At 73.8% G+C, this 16,684-nt stretch carries 14 protein-coding genes and 1 pseudogene; 6 read left to right on the top strand and 9 right to left on the bottom strand.

Translation table 11 applies throughout. The features are described 5' to 3' along the window. Window positions 1-93, bottom strand: a pseudogene (locus RM844_RS33750) (IS200/IS605 family transposase); the annotation flags it as partial. Between the two features lie 150 nt (window positions 94-243). Between RM844_RS33750 and RM844_RS19975 the strand changes: the two are divergent. After that, complete coding sequence (locus RM844_RS19975) at window positions 244-810, top strand: hypothetical protein (protein WP_311668654.1); 567 nt, start codon at window positions 244-246, stop codon at window positions 808-810. Between the two features lie 87 nt (window positions 811-897). On the opposite strand, the gene RM844_RS19970 is transcribed toward RM844_RS19975, so the two are convergent. From RM844_RS19970 to RM844_RS19950, 5 genes are read right to left on the bottom strand one after another with little or no spacing between them, the layout of a single operon-like run. Continuing rightward, window positions 898-2,175, bottom strand: a complete 1,278-nt coding sequence (locus RM844_RS19970; RefSeq protein ID WP_311668653.1) for a cellulase-like family protein — start codon at window positions 2,173-2,175, stop codon at window positions 898-900. Window positions 2,176-2,226: 51 nt separating this feature from the next. After that, window positions 2,227-3,102: a carbohydrate ABC transporter permease gene (locus RM844_RS19965; RefSeq protein WP_311668652.1), complete on the bottom strand. Its 876-nt coding sequence runs from the start codon at window positions 3,100-3,102 to the stop codon at window positions 2,227-2,229. Then, window positions 3,099-4,037, bottom strand: coding sequence for a carbohydrate ABC transporter permease (locus RM844_RS19960; RefSeq protein WP_311668651.1), 939 nt, complete (start codon window positions 4,035-4,037; stop codon window positions 3,099-3,101). The genes RM844_RS19965 and RM844_RS19960 overlap by 4 nt, the downstream gene beginning before the upstream one ends. Beyond that, window positions 4,034-5,368, bottom strand: coding sequence for an ABC transporter substrate-binding protein (locus tag RM844_RS19955; RefSeq protein ID WP_311668650.1), 1,335 nt, complete (start codon window positions 5,366-5,368; stop codon window positions 4,034-4,036). Before RM844_RS19955 ends, RM844_RS19960 begins: the two co-directional genes overlap by 4 nt. Continuing rightward, the gene (locus RM844_RS19950) at window positions 5,361-7,751 is read right to left on the bottom strand and encodes a beta-galactosidase (RefSeq protein ID WP_311668649.1); all 2,391 of its coding nucleotides are present in this window, start codon (window positions 7,749-7,751) and stop codon (window positions 5,361-5,363) included. The genes RM844_RS19955 and RM844_RS19950 overlap by 8 nt, the downstream gene beginning before the upstream one ends. A gap of 173 nt (window positions 7,752-7,924) precedes the next feature. On the opposite strand from RM844_RS19950, the gene RM844_RS19945 reads away from it, so the two are divergent. Continuing rightward, window positions 7,925-8,725 (top strand): FadR/GntR family transcriptional regulator, encoded by an 801-nt coding sequence (locus RM844_RS19945; protein ID WP_311668648.1) that lies wholly within the window; start codon window positions 7,925-7,927, stop codon window positions 8,723-8,725. A gap of 82 nt (window positions 8,726-8,807) precedes the next feature. Here RM844_RS19945 and RM844_RS19940 read toward each other — a convergent pair whose 3' ends face one another. Then, window positions 8,808-10,208, bottom strand: a complete 1,401-nt coding sequence (locus RM844_RS19940; protein WP_311668647.1) for a S8 family peptidase — start codon at window positions 10,206-10,208, stop codon at window positions 8,808-8,810. A gap of 459 nt (window positions 10,209-10,667) precedes the next feature. Between RM844_RS19940 and RM844_RS19935 the strand changes: the two genes are divergently transcribed. Both RM844_RS19935 and RM844_RS19930 read left to right on the top strand, forming a co-directional pair. After that, entirely contained in the window at window positions 10,668-11,162 is a 495-nt protein-coding gene (locus RM844_RS19935; RefSeq protein WP_311668646.1) for a hypothetical protein, read from the top strand. 30 nt (window positions 11,163-11,192) lie between these two features. Further along, entirely contained in the window at window positions 11,193-11,822 is a 630-nt protein-coding gene (locus tag RM844_RS19930; protein ID WP_311668645.1) for a DUF642 domain-containing protein, read from the top strand. Window positions 11,823-11,904: 82 nt separating this feature from the next. On the opposite strand, the gene RM844_RS19925 is transcribed toward RM844_RS19930, so the two are convergent. Then, window positions 11,905-12,780, bottom strand: coding sequence for a polysaccharide lyase family 7 protein (locus tag RM844_RS19925; protein WP_311668644.1), 876 nt, complete (start codon window positions 12,778-12,780; stop codon window positions 11,905-11,907). 240 nt (window positions 12,781-13,020) lie between these two features. On the opposite strand from RM844_RS19925, the gene RM844_RS19920 reads away from it, so the two are divergent. Together RM844_RS19920 and RM844_RS19915 are read left to right on the top strand one after the other, a co-directional pair. Further along, a complete protein-coding gene (locus RM844_RS19920) occupies window positions 13,021-15,081 on the top strand; it encodes a serine/threonine-protein kinase (protein ID WP_311668643.1) in 2,061 nt (686 codons plus the stop codon). Between the two features lie 179 nt (window positions 15,082-15,260). After that, window positions 15,261-16,091 carry an FHA domain-containing protein gene (locus RM844_RS19915; protein WP_311668642.1) on the top strand — a complete coding sequence of 277 codons (831 nt, stop codon included), beginning with the start codon at window positions 15,261-15,263 and terminating at the stop codon, window positions 16,089-16,091. A 23-nt stretch (window positions 16,092-16,114) separates the two neighbouring features. Here the strand turns inward: RM844_RS19915 and RM844_RS19910 are convergent, their stop codons facing one another. Then, on the bottom strand, window positions 16,115-16,681 hold the full coding sequence (locus RM844_RS19910) for a DUF4291 domain-containing protein (protein ID WP_311668641.1): 567 nt from the start codon (window positions 16,679-16,681) through the stop codon (window positions 16,115-16,117). Between the last annotated feature and the right edge of the window lie 3 nt (window positions 16,682-16,684).

Raw genomic sequence — 16,684 nt, 5'->3', positions numbered from 1 at the left:
GACCGAACGGCGGTACTTCGGGCACCACACGATGTGGAGTCCGAGGTCGTACACGCCGCCGGAGAATCGGCGAACCTTCCTGGTCACGGCCACGCGATCACTATACACGCGCCGCAAGTCTAGTGCGCCAGAAAGGTGGGCCCAGGTGAACAGTGCAGATCCATGCACACAGTTGAGGTCAGAGCAAGGCTCAGAAGCCATTCCCCACCCCGCTAAAGTGGGGCGTCCCCTGGCTAGGTACTGATGGACATCCGGGAGTTCGGCGTCACGCCGGGCGAGGGCGCGGCGGGCGGCGGCTTCGCCACCGACGTCAGCGACTGCGACGTGCCCGCCTTCGACATGCCGCTGTGGCAGCGGCTGCTGGCCACCGGCGAGACGGACACCGACGACAGCCTGGCCGGCTTCATGTACCTGCGCGTCAACTACTACGACTCGGCCGCGGCCTGGGACGAGCGGTTCCGCATCGCCCGGGACGCCTGGGCGGCGGAGACCACCGGGGTCGAGGGCCGCCAGGTGATGGAGGAACGGACCCTGACCGGCGACTGGGACGGCGGCCAGCTCGTGCTCGCCGGCACCGTGCCCGACTCCTTCGCGACCCTGCGCTTCCTGCGCGGCACGATCCTCGACGGCGGGTGGTCGATCACCGCCGAGATCAACTACGACGCCGACCCCCTCATCTGGTGGCGGGAGCAGACCGAGCGGGTCTACCCGTTCACCGACGAGGAGTTGGCGGCCTGGCTCGGCGACACCTACCTGCCGCGGGTACACGCCGCCGTGGTGGCCGCGGTCTCGGAGCACCCGGGCGGCTGAGGGTCGGCGCCGGCCGAGGCACGACGGGCGGGCGCGTGGCCGGAGGGACCGGCCGCGCGCCCGCCCGGGCCCGTGGCGGGTGTCAGCTCAGACGGAGTCGCCGCGGAAGAGCGCGTTGCACTCGCGTTGCAGCGCCACGTCCTGCCACATGGCGTGGTGCGGGGCCGCGTTGGAGCAGACGAGGGTGCCGCGGGCGCCGACCCGGGCGCTCTCGGCGACGGCCAGCCGGCAGAACGCGGCGCCGACCGGGCCCTCCTCGAAGGTGCCGTGCGGCGGGGTGTAGCCGACCCAGCCCTCGCCGAAGACCAGCGGCACTCCGGCCGCCGCGGCCCAGTCGGCGGCGGCCTCGATCCAGGTGACCAGCCGCTGCTCCATCGCCAACCGGTGGGTGGCGTACCGGTCGTAGAGCCAGGCGTCCCACTTGTCCGGGTCGCACCAGTCGTGGACGTAGATCTCGCGGACGCCGACCACGGTGGCGGTCAGCCGCCACCGGTCGGCCTCCGGCGGCGCCCAGTCGGCCAGGTCGGGGGCGTCCGGGCGGAGCAGCTCGCGGCGGGCCCGCTCCTGCGGGAACGGCCGGTCCAGGTCGCGCAGCGCGAAGGCGTCCAGCAGCTCGTCCAACACGCCGTAGACATAGGGGTGGAAGACCGCGACGTCCACGTTCTCCGGCACCCCGCGCAGCGCGCCGACCGGCACCGTCGCGTAGTTGACGGTGACGGGGCGGTCCGGGTGGCGGCTCTTGAAGCGCTCGATGCCGCGGGTCAGCCGGTCCTTCAGCTCGACCACGGGGTCGGCCAGGCCCGGCAGGCCGTCGGCGAGGCGGCCGGCCTGCACCTCGTTGTGCAGTTCGGTGAAGGCGATCCGGTCGTCCAGGCCGTCGTGCGCGGCGAGGAAGTCGATCAGGTCGGCGAGGGCGTCGGCCAGGGCCTCGGCCCGGTGCTCCGGGTCGATGGCGAGCAGCGCGTCGAACCAGGCCCGGTCCCCCGCGAACGACGGGCTCTGCTGGTACTCCCAGCTGGAGAGGATCACGTGGAAGTCGTGCCGGCGGGCCGCCTGGAAGAGCGCCAACAGCTGGGCCCGGCCGTCGATCTCGGTCTCGCCGGCGACGTCGTACCAGCGCACCCGCTGCCCGTAGGAGCCGCCCAGCGGGCCCAGGCGCAGCCGGGAGGTGTCCAGCCCGGACCCGAAGAGCAGGAACGGCATGGCGCAGATCCGGATGGTGTTGTGGCCCCGCTCGGCTGCCTCGGTGAAGGCCCGGTCGAGGTCGGCGAAGGGCTCGCCGGGGCCGGTGCGGGTGTACCAGGTGAAGTCCCAGAGGGAGATGGTCAGCTTCGCGGGCAGCTGGGCCGGGAGCGGCGTGGGCACGGGTGGGCCTTTCGGGTGGGGGTGCGGGTGCGGTGAACGGTCGTGCGGGGCTCAGGACTTGACGGCGCCGGCGGTGAGCCCTTCCAGCAGCTGCTTGCGCAGCAGGAAGAAGACCAGCAGGCTCGGCACGGCGGCCAGCACGGAGGCGGCGAGCACCAGGTCGTAGCTGCGGCCGGTGGCGCCGAAGAGCGCCTGGATGCCCAACGGCAGGGTGTAGTCGCCGGGTTCGCTGATCACGATCAGCGGCCAGATCAGGCTGTTGTAGCTGTTGAGGAAGGACCACACGCCGAGCGCGCCGAGCGCCGGCCGCAGCAGCGGCAGCACCACCCGGCGGAAGAGCCCGAACTCGGTGCAGCCGTCCACCCGGGCGGCGTCCAACACGGCGTCCGGCACGGCCTGTTCGGTGTACTGGCGCATCATGAAGATGCCGAAGGCGGGCGCCACCCAGGGCACCACCAGGGCGAAGTAGGGCGTGGTCAGCTGGGCCTTGGCGACCATGATGAAGAGCGGGACGACGATCACCGCGAACGGCACGGCCAGCGAGCTGAACATGATGTTGAACAGCACGTTCCGGCCGCGGAACTGGTACTTGGCGAAGGCGAAGCCGGCCAGCGAGCACAGGCCCATGGCGATCACCGTGGAGAGGGTGGCGACCACCGTGCTGATGACGAACCAACTCCAGAACGGCTGCCCGTCCAGCAGGCCACGGTAGTTCTCCAGCGTCCCGGGCAGCGGCAGCGGCTGCGGCGGGTAGGAGAAGATGTCGCCGCGCGCCTTGAAGGAGGCGGACAGCGCCCACAGCAGCGGCAGCGCGAACGCCACCAGCAGGGTGACCAGGAACGCGTAGAGCAGCACCCGGCCGCCGGCCGGACGGCGACGGCCGGCCCGGGCCGGCCGGACGGGCGCGGGGGTGGTGACCGTGGTCATCGGGACTCCCTTCCCACGCCCGTGATCCGGTTGGTCAGGTAGCCGAGGGCGAAGACGACGAGGAACAGCAGGACGCCGGCGGCCGCCGCGTAGCCGAGCTGCTGGCGTTGGAACCCGGCGCGGTAGATGAACATGGCGACCGAGAGGGTGGACTCGCCCGGACCGCCCTGGGTGAGCAGGAACGGCTCGTCGAAGATCTGCGCCGTGCTGACCAGCACCGTGACGGCGACGAACGCGGTCACCGGGCGCAGCGACGGCAGGGTCACGTCGAAGAACCGGCGGATCGGCCCGGCGCCGTCGATGGCGGCGGCCTCGTGCAGCTCGCGGGGCACGTTCTGCAGGCCGGCGAGGAAGAAGATGGTCAGGTAGCCGGTCCAGCGCCACAGCACCAGGATGACCACGGTGATCCTGGCCCACGCCGGGTCGCCGAGCCAGTCGATGCCGCCGAACCCGAACAGTGCCTGGAGGGTGCCGTTGATCAGCCCGAACTCGTTGTCGAAGAACAGCCCGAAGACCAGAGTGATGACGATGGGCGAGATGACCACCGGCATGAAGTAGGCCAGCCGGAACACGTCCCGGCCGCGCAGGCCGCGGGAGTTGAGCGCCTGGGCTATGAACAGCGCGGCCGGCACCACGACGGCGAGGGTGAAGGCGACGTAGAAGGCGGTGTTGCCGACCGAGGTCCAGAAGCTGTTGTCGGTCAGCAGGTCCCGGTAGTTGCGCAGGCCGACCCAGCGGGGGGTGCCCAGGCCCGCCCACTCGGTGCAGCTGAGGTAGACCCCGACCAGGATCGGCACCAGCAGGAAGAGCACGTAGAGCAGGTAGAAGGGCGAGATGAACACGTAGGGGGCCAGGCTCCGTTGGTGCCGGGACCACCAGGACTGGCGGGGCTCGGTGGCCGGCGGCCCGGCCCGTCGGACGGTCGGTGCGGTCAACGCTTCACCTGCTGTCGGTAGGCCCGGACGCCGGCCTCCAGGGCGGCGTCCGGGGATGTGCGCCCCTTGAGGGCGTCCAGCACGGGCCCGCCCAGCACGTCGGTGAGGATCTGCATCCCGGGCGCCTGGTAGAAGGTGGGCAGGTCGGCGGCGGCGGGCGCGTAGACGTCGAAGACCCGCTGCCCGCCCAGGTAGGCGTCCTCGACGGCGAGCAGCTCGGGGTCCTGGTAGAGGCCGCTGAGGGTGGGGAGGAAGCCGCCGGAGTGGTAGCGCAGGAGCTGCCCCTCGCGGGTGAGGTAGACCCGGGTCAGCAGCTCCAGGGCGGCTTGCGAGTTCGCCTTGTCCTTCAGCACGGTGAACCCGGTGCCGCCCATGGTGGACGCCAGGTGCCCGCCGCCGGCGAACCTCGGCAGTGTCCGCATCCGCCAACGCCCGGCCTGCTCCGGCACGTTGGCCTGGAGCCCGTAGGCGTTGTACCAGTTGGGCATGACGGTGGCCGCCAGCCGGCCGGACTTCAGGGCGGCGGCGCAGGCGCTGCCGTAGGGGTCGGGCAGCGCGATCAGGTAGCCGGAGCGGACGCCGGCCGCCATGAACTCCAGCACCTCTAGGGCCTCGTCGGACTCCAGCGCCAGCTCGCCCGTCGCGTCGAACGCGGCGCCGCCGCGCTGCAGCAGCAGCTGCAGGAAGCCGTTGACGACGGAGCCGTTGTCGCCGGTGGCGACCATGCCCAGGCTGATGTCGTGGTCCCGGGCGAGGCGTTCGCCGTGTTCGGCCAGCTCCTCCCAGGTCGCGACGGACTCCGGGACCCGGTGCTCGGCGAACAGGTCCTCCCGGTAGTACAGCACCGAGATGGAGTTGTCGGAGTCCAGGCCGTAGGGCTTGCCGGCCACCGAGTAGGGGGCCAGCTTGAGGAGTTCGCCGTCGAACGGGGCCACGGTCTCGGTGAGGTCGGTGAACAGGTGCTCGGCGATGCCGGAGCCCATCACCCGGGGGAACTGGTCGATGACGACGCCCGCCAGGTCCGGGGTGTTCCCGTCGGCGACCGCCTGGGTGATCATCCGGGTCACGATGTCCGGCGGCGCGGCGCTGGTGACGTTCAGCCCGAACCGGTAGGCGGAGTCGCCGACCAGGGTGTCGTCCGTGACGGCGGTCTCGAAGGTGGCGATGTAGCCCGGGTCGTGGGTCCACAGCCGCAGGTCGACCCGGCCCGAGGTGACGGGGGTGGCGTCCGCCCGGCCGCAGGCGGCCAGCGCCGGGCCGGCCAGCGCGGCCAGGCCGAGCCCGGTCAGACCGCGCAGCAGGGCGCGCCGGTTGGGTGTCGGTTCAGGCATCGCTGCTCCCGGTGGCCGGCCGCAGCGCGAGGCGGTGCAGCGGGACGAGTGTCACGGCGTCGATCCGCGCCGTGTGCCGGGCGGCGTCCAGGCCGGCCCGGGCGGCGGGGCTGACGTGCACCGCCGATTCGGCGGCCAGCGGCAGGACCCGCAGCTCCAGGCCGTGTTCGACGACGTCGGCGGCGAACCGCCGCAGGCCCAGCTCCCAGTCCGGGCCGTACCAGAAGTGGTCGGCGATCAGCCGGCCGTTCACATAGGCGCGGGCCACGTCGCCGGTGTAGCTGATCCGGGCCAGCAGCTCGCCGTCGCCGTCGAAGGCGGCCGCCGGCACCTCGATCAGGTAGCGGGCCGCGTCCTCGAAGGCCGCGTCCTCGGGCGCCGAGGCGCGGCCGGCCGGGCCGCCGGTGCGGGCCGGCGGCGCGGTCGCCTCGGCGCGCGTCGCCACCACCGGCAGCGGGCCGGTGCCGGCGGGCGCCGGCGGCCCGGCCGTCCAGCGGGCGAAGACGCCGTCCACGCCGGCCGGCGTCCAGCCGGGGCCGGTCAGCGCCTCGGGCGCCGGGTAGACGGCGAGGTCGAGGCGGTCGGCCTCGGTGTGCACGCGCAGCTCGGGCCCGTCCGCCAGCACCAGGTCGGCGCAGAGCACCAGCCGGTCGGCGCCGGCCAGCGGGACGCGGTGGAGTTGGGGCGCCTGCTCGGCGGCGAGCACCAGCAGCCGGGCGGTCCCCGCCGGCCCGGTGATCCGCAGCAGCGCCTCGGTGCCGGGCGCGGTCACCGTGACCAGGACGCCGTCCGGGCCGGCCGTGACCTGGGCGACGTGCGCGGGGGCGGCCACCTCGGTGCCCGCCGGGAGCGCGAACGTCGGCGGGACGCCGGGCGTCGCGGTGAAGACCGCCAGCGGCGTGCCCTCGGCGGTGAGCCGGGTGACGGGCTGGGCGGTGGCCCAGGCCAGCCGGACGCCGGCGCCCAGCTGGTAGCCGACCGGCCAGACGAAGTGCGCGCCGGAGCGGACGGTGACCGGGGTGTCGGGGAAGGTGACGGTGGTCTCGGGCAGCCGCACGGTGAATTGGACGCCCTCGTGGTCGGGCAGCGGCTCGTGCGGCTGGTGGTTGTTGACGAAGACGAAGGCCTGGCCGTCGGCACCGCGGGCCGCCCAGCGCAGGGTGGCCCGGTCGTCCAGGTCGGGCGGCTGCCGGTCCGGCGGGCACAGCGGCATGCCGGCCAGGTCGGCCCCGGAGTCCCGGACGAACAGGTGCTGGGCACGCAGCGCGTGGAAGGCGGGCCTGACCTGTCCGAACTCGCCCAGCGGCGCCTGGAAGTCGTAGTTCACCCGCGGCAGGTCGTTGGGGTAGCCGGTGGCCTGCGACTCCTGGTTGGGCGTCGCCAGGTCCTGGCGCTGCGAGCAGCCGTGGTAGAGGTAGTAGCCCTGCCAGACCGAGCCGCAGCCCAGCTTGGTCAGCGCCAGCGCGCTGACGTCGGCGGCCGGCACGGTCGGCCGGCGGTGGTAGGCGATGGCCATCCCGCCGCCCAACTCGCAGGTGGCGAACGGGTAGCGGTCGGGGTCGGGCCCGCTGCCGGCGGGGGCGGTGTCCCGCAGGTCGGCGCCGATGGCGTGGTCGTCGCGGATCGGCGTGAAGAAGTAGTGCCGGCGGTTCTCCCGGGCCCAGCCGTCGTGCGCGTCCGCCCAGAACGACTCCGGGTAGCCGCCGTAGAGCGGGAGCAGCACGTCCGGCGGGAGTTGCGCGGCGCCCCAGGCGGTGGCGGTCCACAGCGGGGCCCGCAGGCCGGCGGCCTCGGCCAGCCGGCGCAGCGTCGCCAGGTGGCCGGGCTGGTCGTACAGCTCGTTCTCCACCTGGACGCCGACGATCGGCCCGCCGTCGAGGACCGACAGGCCGCGCAGCTCGTGCGCGATGCGGCGGTAGTACGGCTCGACCAGCGCCAGGTAGCGGGGGTCGTCGGTGCGCGGCGCGCAGTCGACCTCGGCGAGCCAGTCGGGGAAGCCGCCGTTGCGGCACTCGCCGTGCGCCCACGGGCCGATCCGCACCACGACGGCGAGGTCGAGTTCGGCGCACAGCCGCACGAAGCGCCGGATGTCCAGGTCGCCGTCGAACCGGTGGTCGCCCCTGGTCTCCTCGTGCTGGTTCCAGAACAGGTAGGTGGCGACGGTGTCGATGCCGCCGGCCCGGATCTTCAGCAGCTCCTCCCGCCAGTCCGCGAGCGGGTAGCGGCTGAAGTGGAACTCGCCCATCACCGGGAGCCAGCGGTGGCCGGCCCGCCACAGGGAGCGGCTGTCCACCTGGATCGCGGCCGGGGCGTCGGCCGGACCTCCGAGGTCCAGGTGGCCGCTTCGCGGTGGCGAGGGCACATCGATACCCAGGGACAACATAGGGCGCTCCAGCGGTCGGCGGCTCGAAAGTGCGTTCATCGTCCGCAGCGCGACCCCCCATGTCAAGATGTATTCATAAATAATGCTCGCGGTAGGGTGACCCCCTGCCGCCCGTGCCGAGCGCGGCGGGCGAAGCGAGACGGAGAGCGACACGGAGAGGGGGGACACCCGCGATGGCGTCCTATTCCGGGCGGGGCGTACACGGCCAGGTGGTGCACCACCTGGGCGCGCGCATCGTCGGCGGCGAGTACACGGAGGGCGAGACGCTCGATGTCCGCGCGCTGGGCGCGGAGTTGGACGTGAGCCTGACGGTGCTCCGCGAGTCCCTGAAGGTGCTCGCCGGCAAGGGGCTGGTGGACGCCCGGCAGAAGCGCGGCACGTTCGTGCGGCCCCGCGCCGCCTGGCACCTGCTCGACTCCGACGTCATCCGCTGGCGCGTCGAGGGGGGCGACTACGGCCAGCTGATGCGGGACCTGGCCGACGTGCGGGCCATCGTCGAGCCGGCCGCCGCCCACCGCGCGGCCGTCCACCACACCGCGGAGGATCTCGCCGCCCTGGAGGCGGCGCTGGCCGCGATGGCCGCCGCCGGCGGCGACAACGCGGCGGCCGCCGAGGCGGACAGCGCCTTCCACCGGGCGCTGTTGGCCGCCACCGGCAACGAACTCCTCGCCCGCCTGGAGGTGTTGCTGGAGCCGGGCCTGCGGGAGCGCGACCTGCTGGTCCACTCGCACCTGGTCGCGGCCGACCCGGTGCCCAGCCACCGCGCGGTGCTGGACGCGATCCGCGCGCGGGACGCGTCGGGCGCCCAGGCCGCCATGCTGGCGCTGCTGGCCCAGGCGGCCGACGACGCCGACCCGATCCTGCGCCGGCTGGACCAGCGGACGGCCGGCGACCCCGGCCGCGGGGACGACCACGCGGACGGCCACGCCGGCGGCCCGAAGACCCCGGCGGACCAAGCGGCCCCGGCCGACTGAGCCCCGCGGGGCCCCGACTCAACCGGCGCGGCAGACCCCGGCGGACCCGCCGGCCTGAGGCCCGTGCGCCGGGGCCACGAGGTCAGCCGGCGAGCGCGCGGACGGCGGCACCGGCGTCGGCCAGCCCGGCGCCGCAGTCGTCCGGGCAACCGGGCACCGGCCTGGCGGTGCTGGCGATGGCCCGCTCCAGCTGAGCCGGGGTGAGGTCGGGCCGAAGCTCCAACAGGAGCGCGGCCAGCGCCGAGATGTGCGGCGCCGCCATGCTGGTGCCGGGCAGCCAGGCGTAGCTTTCCATGGCCGGGTCGCTGATGCCGGCGTTGTAGGTGGACAGGATGTTGTTCTCCACGTCGCCGGGTCCTGAGCCGCCGGGCGCGGTGATGTCGATCCGCTGGCCCCGGTTGGAGTAGCCGGCGAGTCGGCCGTCCCGTCCGCTGGCGGCCACGGTGATCACGTTGGCGCAGTTGGCCGGGGCGTAGTCCCCGGCGTTGGCGCCGTCGTTCCCGGCCGAGACCACGACCGTGGCGCCCCGGCCGACGGCGGCGTCCACGGCCTGCTGGTACGTCGGGCCGCAGGGCATCTTGGCGCCCAGGCTCAGGTTGATCACGTCGGCCGGGGTCCGGTTGTCCGGCACGCCGGCCACCGAGCCGCCCGCGGCCCAGACGACCGCCTCGGCGATGTCGGCCAGCGTGCCGCCACACACGCCGAGCGCCCGCACCGGCTGCACCCGGGCGCCGTGCGCCGTGCTGGCCACGCCGTTGCCGTTGTCGGTCGCGGCGGCGACGGTGCCCGCGACGTGCGTGCCGTGCCAGGTCGTCTCCTGGCCGGGCTGGTCGGTCCCGCACTGGCCGTCCGTGGTCCAGCTGCCCGGGTCGTGGTAGTTGACGTCCCGCCCGTCGCCGTCGCGCGCCCGCTCGGGGTCGCTGATGAAGTCGTACCCGTGCACCAGCTGCGACTCCAGGTCGGTGTGGGTGACGTAGCCGGTGTCGACCACCGCGACCGTCACCCCGGCTCCGGTGGCGAACTCCCAGGCGGGCGGCACGTTCATGCCGCCCGCCTCCTCGAACAGGTCCCACTGGTAGCCGTAGTGCGGGTCGTTGGGCTCGGCGTGCGGCTGGGCGATGCCGTTGGGCTCGGCGTAGGCGACGTCCGGATCGGCCAGCAGCTGGTCGGCGGCGGCCGCGAGGGACTCGGCCGACGGGTCGTCACCGAGCCCGAGCAGCACGGCGCCGGTGGCCAGCCGCCGCTCGAAGGAGAGGGTGGTACCGGCCGGTTGGGTCGCCAGGGCCTCCTGGACGGCCTCGTCCGAGGTGGCCAGCGGGCTGTCGGGCCGGTAGCCGACGATCAGCTCCCGGGCCTGGCCGAGGGCGCCGGCCCCGGTCTCCGGCTCGGCGGCGTGGGCGGAGATGTGGGAGGTCAGCAGGCTGGCCGAGGTCACGGCCAGCGCCGCCGTCAGGAACGTCCTGCGCAGGCGTCGCGTATGCATATGCGGGACTTCGCCTTCCTCGAAACACCGTTTCCTTGACGTCCGGTAGATGACCGGAGTCGTCGATCCCCATGCGCGCCCCACTCGGAAGGGGGACAAGAAACCCCAGGAAACCAGCGCGGGGTCTGGTTCTCCACCACCGAAAGGAAAGCACCCGGAAATGGTGGGTTCCGATCACACGGGAAAGCAAGAACGATTCACCGATCCGGTGAAGTGCGGGCACCGGCCGACCCGTTAACACCGAATCGCGGTATGGGAAAGACGTCGCCGCTCCTTCCATGCGAAGGAATGGCCGGCCGACCGGCCCGGTTTCCGCCGCCGCGTGGGCGGTCATCAGCCTTGGTGTCCCCCGCCGACCCGGCCCGAACAAACCCACCGGAACACCCGGTCGGGGCCTCGGGGCGGACCGGCCGGGCCGAACGCACCCGTTTCCCGTCCCCGCCAGAAAGAGGGGCAACCATGTTCAACATCACCAGAGTCCAGGTCGAGATCCTCACCGCCCGGGAATCCGGTCAACCCACCACCGGTGCCGTCTTTCTCGGCTTCGGCGGCCGGGAGTTCCGGCTGACCACCGGGGACCCCGCCGACTTCCAGGGCAACACGACCAGGAAATTCGAGCTGGGCGGCCCCGAGGCGAATGTCGCCAACGCCGCGCGCAACGATCCCACCCGACCGCAGCTCACCACCAAGGACCTCAACCGCCCGGTGTACCTGCGCTTCGAACCCCGGGGCGGCCAGCCCGAATGGGTGCTGGAGTACGCGCTGGTCCGCGCCTTCGGGCCCAGCGGCGAACGGCTGGACATCTGGAACACCCCGGCGCTCCAGGACGACACCGAACCCAAGACGCACAAGATCTGGCTGGGCGAGGACGCCGGCCTCATCTACTACCTGACGCACGCCTCCAGCGCCCCCGGCCCCACCCCGCCCGACCCGCCGGAACCGCGCTCCGTCTGACCAGCCCAACCGACCACCGGAAGGAACCCCGTGCACCGACCCCTCCGACTCGGCGGACTGCTCGCCGTCATCATGGCGATCTTCGTCTGCCTCGCCCAGCCCGCCACCGCGGCGGGCCCGAACCTCATCCGCAACGGCACCTTCGCCCGCCCGCCGGTGAACGAGAACTCGTACCAGCTGATCGGCGCCGGCAACGCCTTCCTGCTGGAGGACTGGACCCTGACCAGGGGCGACGTCGACGTCTTCGGCCGGAACCTGGCCGCGGCGCCGAGCCGGCACCAGGCGTTGAACCTCAACGGCACCGTCCCCGGCACCGTGCAGCAGGACTTCGAGACCCGGCCGGGCACCCGGATCACCATCACCTGGAAGCACGCCAGGGACACCTGGCCGGGCTGCGCCTGGGCCAATGACCAGTCCTACGACGTCAGCGTCCACAACACGGTGTACGGCAGCTACGAGCCACAGGGCGGCCCGGGCAACTGGTCCACCCCGAACAGCCTCAGCTTCGTGGCCCAGGGCTACTCCTACACCCTGGAGTTCTCCTCGACCACCGGGCTGGCCACCCCCGCCTGCGGCGCGCTGATCACCGATGTCGAGGTCCGCGCGGACGGCGGCACCAACCCGCCGCCGCCCAACCCGCCGGAGCCACGTCTGCGTTGACGGCCCGCCCGCCGAAGGTCCCCCGGCACGGCGGCGCTGGTTCGGCCCCCGCGGTCGAACCAGCGGCGCCGCGGCCGGCCGCCTACTCCTCGTGGGTGATGGTCAGTTCGTGGATCTCCACCTCGCCGTAGTTGTCCTCGTCGCAGGGGGCGGAGTTGTCGCAGTTGGCCTGGGTGTAGGCGCCGGCCTTGAAGTAGTTGGTGGGGTCGGTGTGTTCGAGGGTGGTCTCCAACTCGCCGTTGTAGTACACCTCGATCTCGCCGTCCGCCACCACGTAGGTGACCTCGAAGACGGTGCCCAACTCGTAGTCGTCGGTGATCAGGTGGTGGTGGCGGGTGTCCCCCTCCGTGATCCACAGCTCGGTGCCCTCCAGGCGCACCACGGTCACGTCGTCGTCCCCGCCGTGGATCTGGGCGCCGACCAGGTAGGGGCGCTCCGCCGGCAGGTGGGTGAACGCCTCCCGGACGGTCATGGTGTGGGTGCCCGAGGTGGCCGACCACTCGGTCTCGTCCTCGCCGCCGGGCTCCATCTCCCGCAGCTCGGCCCGCGGATAGCTGGAGCCGCTGGTGGTGACGCCGTTCACCGGGGCGCGGAACCGGACGGCGTCCCCGTCGTCGCTGACCCGGAAGTAGGAGGCGTGGGCGTAGTCGGCGAGTTCGGGCTGGAATATCTCCAGCGGCCGGTCGTCCTCGCCGTCCTCGCCGTCCTCGCCGATCGGCAGGGTGATCTTCCAGTCGTCCAGGTCGAGGACGTCGGCGGGCCGGTCGGCCGCCCGCTCGCCGGCGGGCACGGCGGCCGGTGCGGCGGTGGCCGGTGCGGCGGTGGCGGGCGCGGCGGTCGGCACGGCCAGGGTCACGGCCGCCGCGGCCGTCAGCGCGCCGAGGCCGGCGGCCAGCGGCCCGGGGGCCGGGGCTCCCACTGCCCGGCGGCGGGGTCCGGTCGGTCGTCCTCGGGTCATCCCACGTCCTCCTGCTGGCTGGTTCCGTCAGCTCCCCGCCCCCCAGGGGGAGTTGGGCGGCATGATGGTAGGCGGGACGCCCGGGAGGGGTCCCGGCGGTGACGGACCCGCGGCCGGCCGGCGTGTGGGCCGGGTGAAGACGCTGGGTAAGTCGCCACCCGCCCGCCGGGCGGCGCAGTAGGTTCGTATCCCGCGTGACCGTGGAGCCGCGCGGGGTTGGGGTGTGTGAGGGAGTAGAGCGTGCGTCCCGGAGACGAGTTCGCCGGCCGTTATGTCCTCCAGCGGGTGATCGGTGGGGGGCGGAGCGGTGAGGTGTGGCTGGCCCACGACCCGCTGGTCGGCGAGGACGTGGCGCTCAAACCGGGACGGGACGCCGGGTCGGGGGCGACGGACCGGCCGCCGGGCGAGCCGCGCGCGTTGGCCAAGTTCCGCGACCACCCCCATGTGGTGACCCTGCTGGACGTGGTGTCCCTCCCGCCGGACGCCGGCCGGGACGGGGCCGGGAGCGGGGCCGGGAGCGGCCCGGCGTACTGGTTCGTGATGGAGTACCTGCCCGGCGGCGGGCTGGACCGGCAGCCGCCGCTGCCGCCGGCGCGCGCGGCCCGGATTGGCGCCCAACTGGCGGACGCGCTGGGCGCGTTACACACCGCCGGCATCGTGCACTGCGACCTCAAGCCGGCCAACATCGGCCTCTCCCGGCGCGGCGCCGCCAAGCTGCTGGACTTCGGCGCCGCCTACCGGTTCCGCGGCACGGAGACGGTGACCGTCAACGGCCCGTTCAGCTTCACCCCGGACTACGCGGCGCCCGAGCTGGCCAGGGGGGCCATCCCACAGCCCGCGTCGGACGTCTTCGGGCTGGCGGCCACCCTGCACGCGCTGGTCACCGGTCGGCCGCCGCGCGGTGACGCCGGCGCGGGCGACCAGGACGACGAGACGGGCAGCGGGACGAGCGGCGGTTCCGGCGACGGGACGGGCAGCGGTTCCGGCGACGGGACGGACGAGCAGGACGCCGAGCTGCTGCGGTACTGGCAGGCCGAACAGGGCCTGGTCGAGCTGGCCACCGAGGAGTTGGGCCCGCTGCGCCCGGTGCTCGCCGCGATGCTCCGCCGCGACCCCCGGCAGCGGCCTGACGCGGCGGAGGCCGGCCGGCTGCTGGCCACGGTGGCCGACGCGGCGCCGACCGGCGAGGCGGCGGGGACCGCCGAGGAGGCGGACCGGGCGGCGGAGCCGGCGGCCGCGGCGGAGCCGGGAACCGCCGCCGAGCCGACCGAGGGCCCCCCGGCCGGCCCGCGCTGGCGGCACCGCCCGCGCCGCCGCTGGCCGTTGGCCGCCGGGGCGGCCGGCATCGCCGGGCTGATCGCCGGCGTGCTGCTGTTCCCCAGTGACGGCGACGACGCCCAGGCCGACCGGGAAAGCCCGGCCGGCGCCGCCGCCTCGCTGATCGGCGACCCGCACACCGCCGACCTCTGCGCCCCCCTCGAAGCGGCCGACCTGGAGACCCTGGGCCGCCACAAGATCGACGTGGACTTCGGCAACTTCGACCTCTGCGAGGCCAACGTCGAGCCCGCCGGCGGCAGCCGGATCGACGTCTCGGTCCAGCTGCGTCCGGGCGCCCGGCCGGAAGCCGCGTCGCTCACCAGGACGCTCGGCGAGATCGGCGTGGTGGAGGAGCGGCCCGAGGACGACGAGTGCGCGCAGACGCTGGTGCCGCCGGGCACCGGCGTGGACGACCCGGTGCTGGTGGTCCGCGCCAACCTGGAGCGCGGCACGGTCACCGGCGGCTCGCTCGCGCTCTGCTCGGTCGCCGACCAGGTGGCGCTGAGCACCGCCGAGATCCTCAACGCGGGCCCCCTCCCCCGCCGCGCGGTGCCGCTCCCCGACTCCTCGCTGGTCTGGGCGGACGCCTGCGCGCTGCTGGACGCCGAGGCGCTGGCCGCGGTGCCCGGCCTCGCCGAGGACGAGCCGGAGGTCGGCGTCGAACGCTGGGAGTGCGAGTGGGCGAGCGAGGAGCACGGGCTGGAGGCGGAGGTGGTCTTCCACCGGGACCAGCCACGGGACGCCAGCCACGGCACCCCGACCCGGCTGCACGGCTACGAGGCGGTCGTCGCGGCGGAGCCGGAGCAGGAGCGCTGCACGGTCTTCGTGGAGTACCGCCGCTACGGCGGGGTCAACGCCGAGACCTACGCCGAGATGGTGCGGCTGCACGTCAGGGGGGCCGAGCCGATGGACACGCTGTGCGCGATGGCCACCGGGCTGGCCGACGCGGCCAGCGCCGAACTGCCGCCGGCGGACGGTCACTGAACGGCCGTAGACGAGCCGTTGACGGCCTGTTGACCGACCGGTGAACGACGGACGACCGGGCGCTGGCCAGCCGGGCCGGCGCCGCGACCACCGGCCGGGAGGGGTCCCGGGCCGCTGCCGGGACACTGTGCCGCAAGGGCCGCGCAGGCCACCGAAACGGAAGAAGCCGGAGAAGAGCGGTGCCGAACACCCGCCGTCCCCCGAGCCTGGCCCGGCTCCAGCCGGGCACCGGCCCGGCGCGGCCGGGCACACTGCTGGCCAGAAGCCTGGCGGGCAGCGTGCAGGCCGATCCGCTGGCCGGCCACACCGTCACCTTCGGGCGCGGTGGCGCCCCCGACGCCCAGCTGAAGGTCGGCGGCGACGACACCTGCGTCAGCCGCCGGCACGGCGAACTGACCTACCAGGGCCGGAGTTGGTGGCTGCGCAACACCGGCCAGCGGCTGCTGCGGCTGCCCCGCGGGCAGCTGCTGCACACCAGCACCGAGCCGGTGCCGCTGGCCGCCGGCTACACCCCGGTCTTCGTCCGGGGCGCCGGCTTCCGCGAGCACCTGATCGAGCTGTACGTGACCGACTACGACGACGCGGGACCGAACGCCCGGGAGACCGCGCCGACCGTGCCGCCGAAGCGCTGGCCCCTGGACGACGCGGAACGGCTGGCGCTGATCGTGCTCGGCCAGGAGTACCTGCGGTACGAGTTGGAGCCGCGCCCGCTGGTCTACCGTCGGGCGGTCGCCCAACTCCGCGCGCTGCGCCCGGAGTACGGCTGGACCAAGCGGCGGGTCGAGGAACGGGTCGGCGCGGTGCGCCGCCGGCTGCACCTGAGCGGGCGGGTGCAGGGCAAGCTGGTGCGGGAGGAGGACGACGACGCCAGCGACGCCACCCTGATGCACAACCTGCTGCGCGAGCTGGTGGACTCGACCACCCTGGTCCCGCCGGACCTCACCGAGCTTGACCTCGCGCTGGACGAGGCCGAACAGCGCAGCGAGACCGGGGAGACCCGCCCCGGCTGAGGGCCAGCGGCGGCCCCGGCCCATCAACTCCCCCGGCAGAGCCGGTCGGCGAGCGGGCGGGGCAGCGGGTAGTCGCGTTCGGCCGGGAAGTACCGCCTGGCCTTGGCGAGTTGCCCGGCGTGTACCAGGGCGGCGGCCTTGCGGACCCGCGGGGTGAGGTCGGTGAGGCCGACCAGCCACTCCTCGTTGAAGGCGCGGATCAGCTGGCGGCCGACGCCGACCTGGATGCTGTAGTGGTTCAACGCCGCCCCACGCGGGGAGCGTTCCGGGTCCCACTGGACGTGCACCTCGGCCCGCGCCAGAGCCCCCGGGTCGCCGGTGGTCAGGGCGGCGGCGGACAGCGCCCGCTCCCAGCCCTCGCGGGTGATCCGCACCGCCAGCACCCGTTCCTGACCCGGCTTCCGGCCCCAGTTGCTGCGGTGGGCCAGCCAGGGGAAGGACGGCTTGAGCCAGGTCATCCGGTGGAAGGAGAACGGCGGCACGAACCGGCCGGCGGCCAGCGCCGGTTCGGCGATCGCGGGCGCGTACGCCTGGTAGACCACGATGGTGTGCGCGTCGTAGTCGGCGCGGATCTCGTACAACCCCGTCATGCG

Source organism: Streptomyces chisholmiae, from assembly GCF_031845445.1.
Classification (GTDB): Bacteria; Actinomycetota; Actinomycetes; order Streptomycetales; family Streptomycetaceae; genus Streptomyces; species Streptomyces chisholmiae.
Note: the sequence above shows the minus strand (reverse complement) of the source record. Positions and strands in the feature narration are given on the sequence as shown.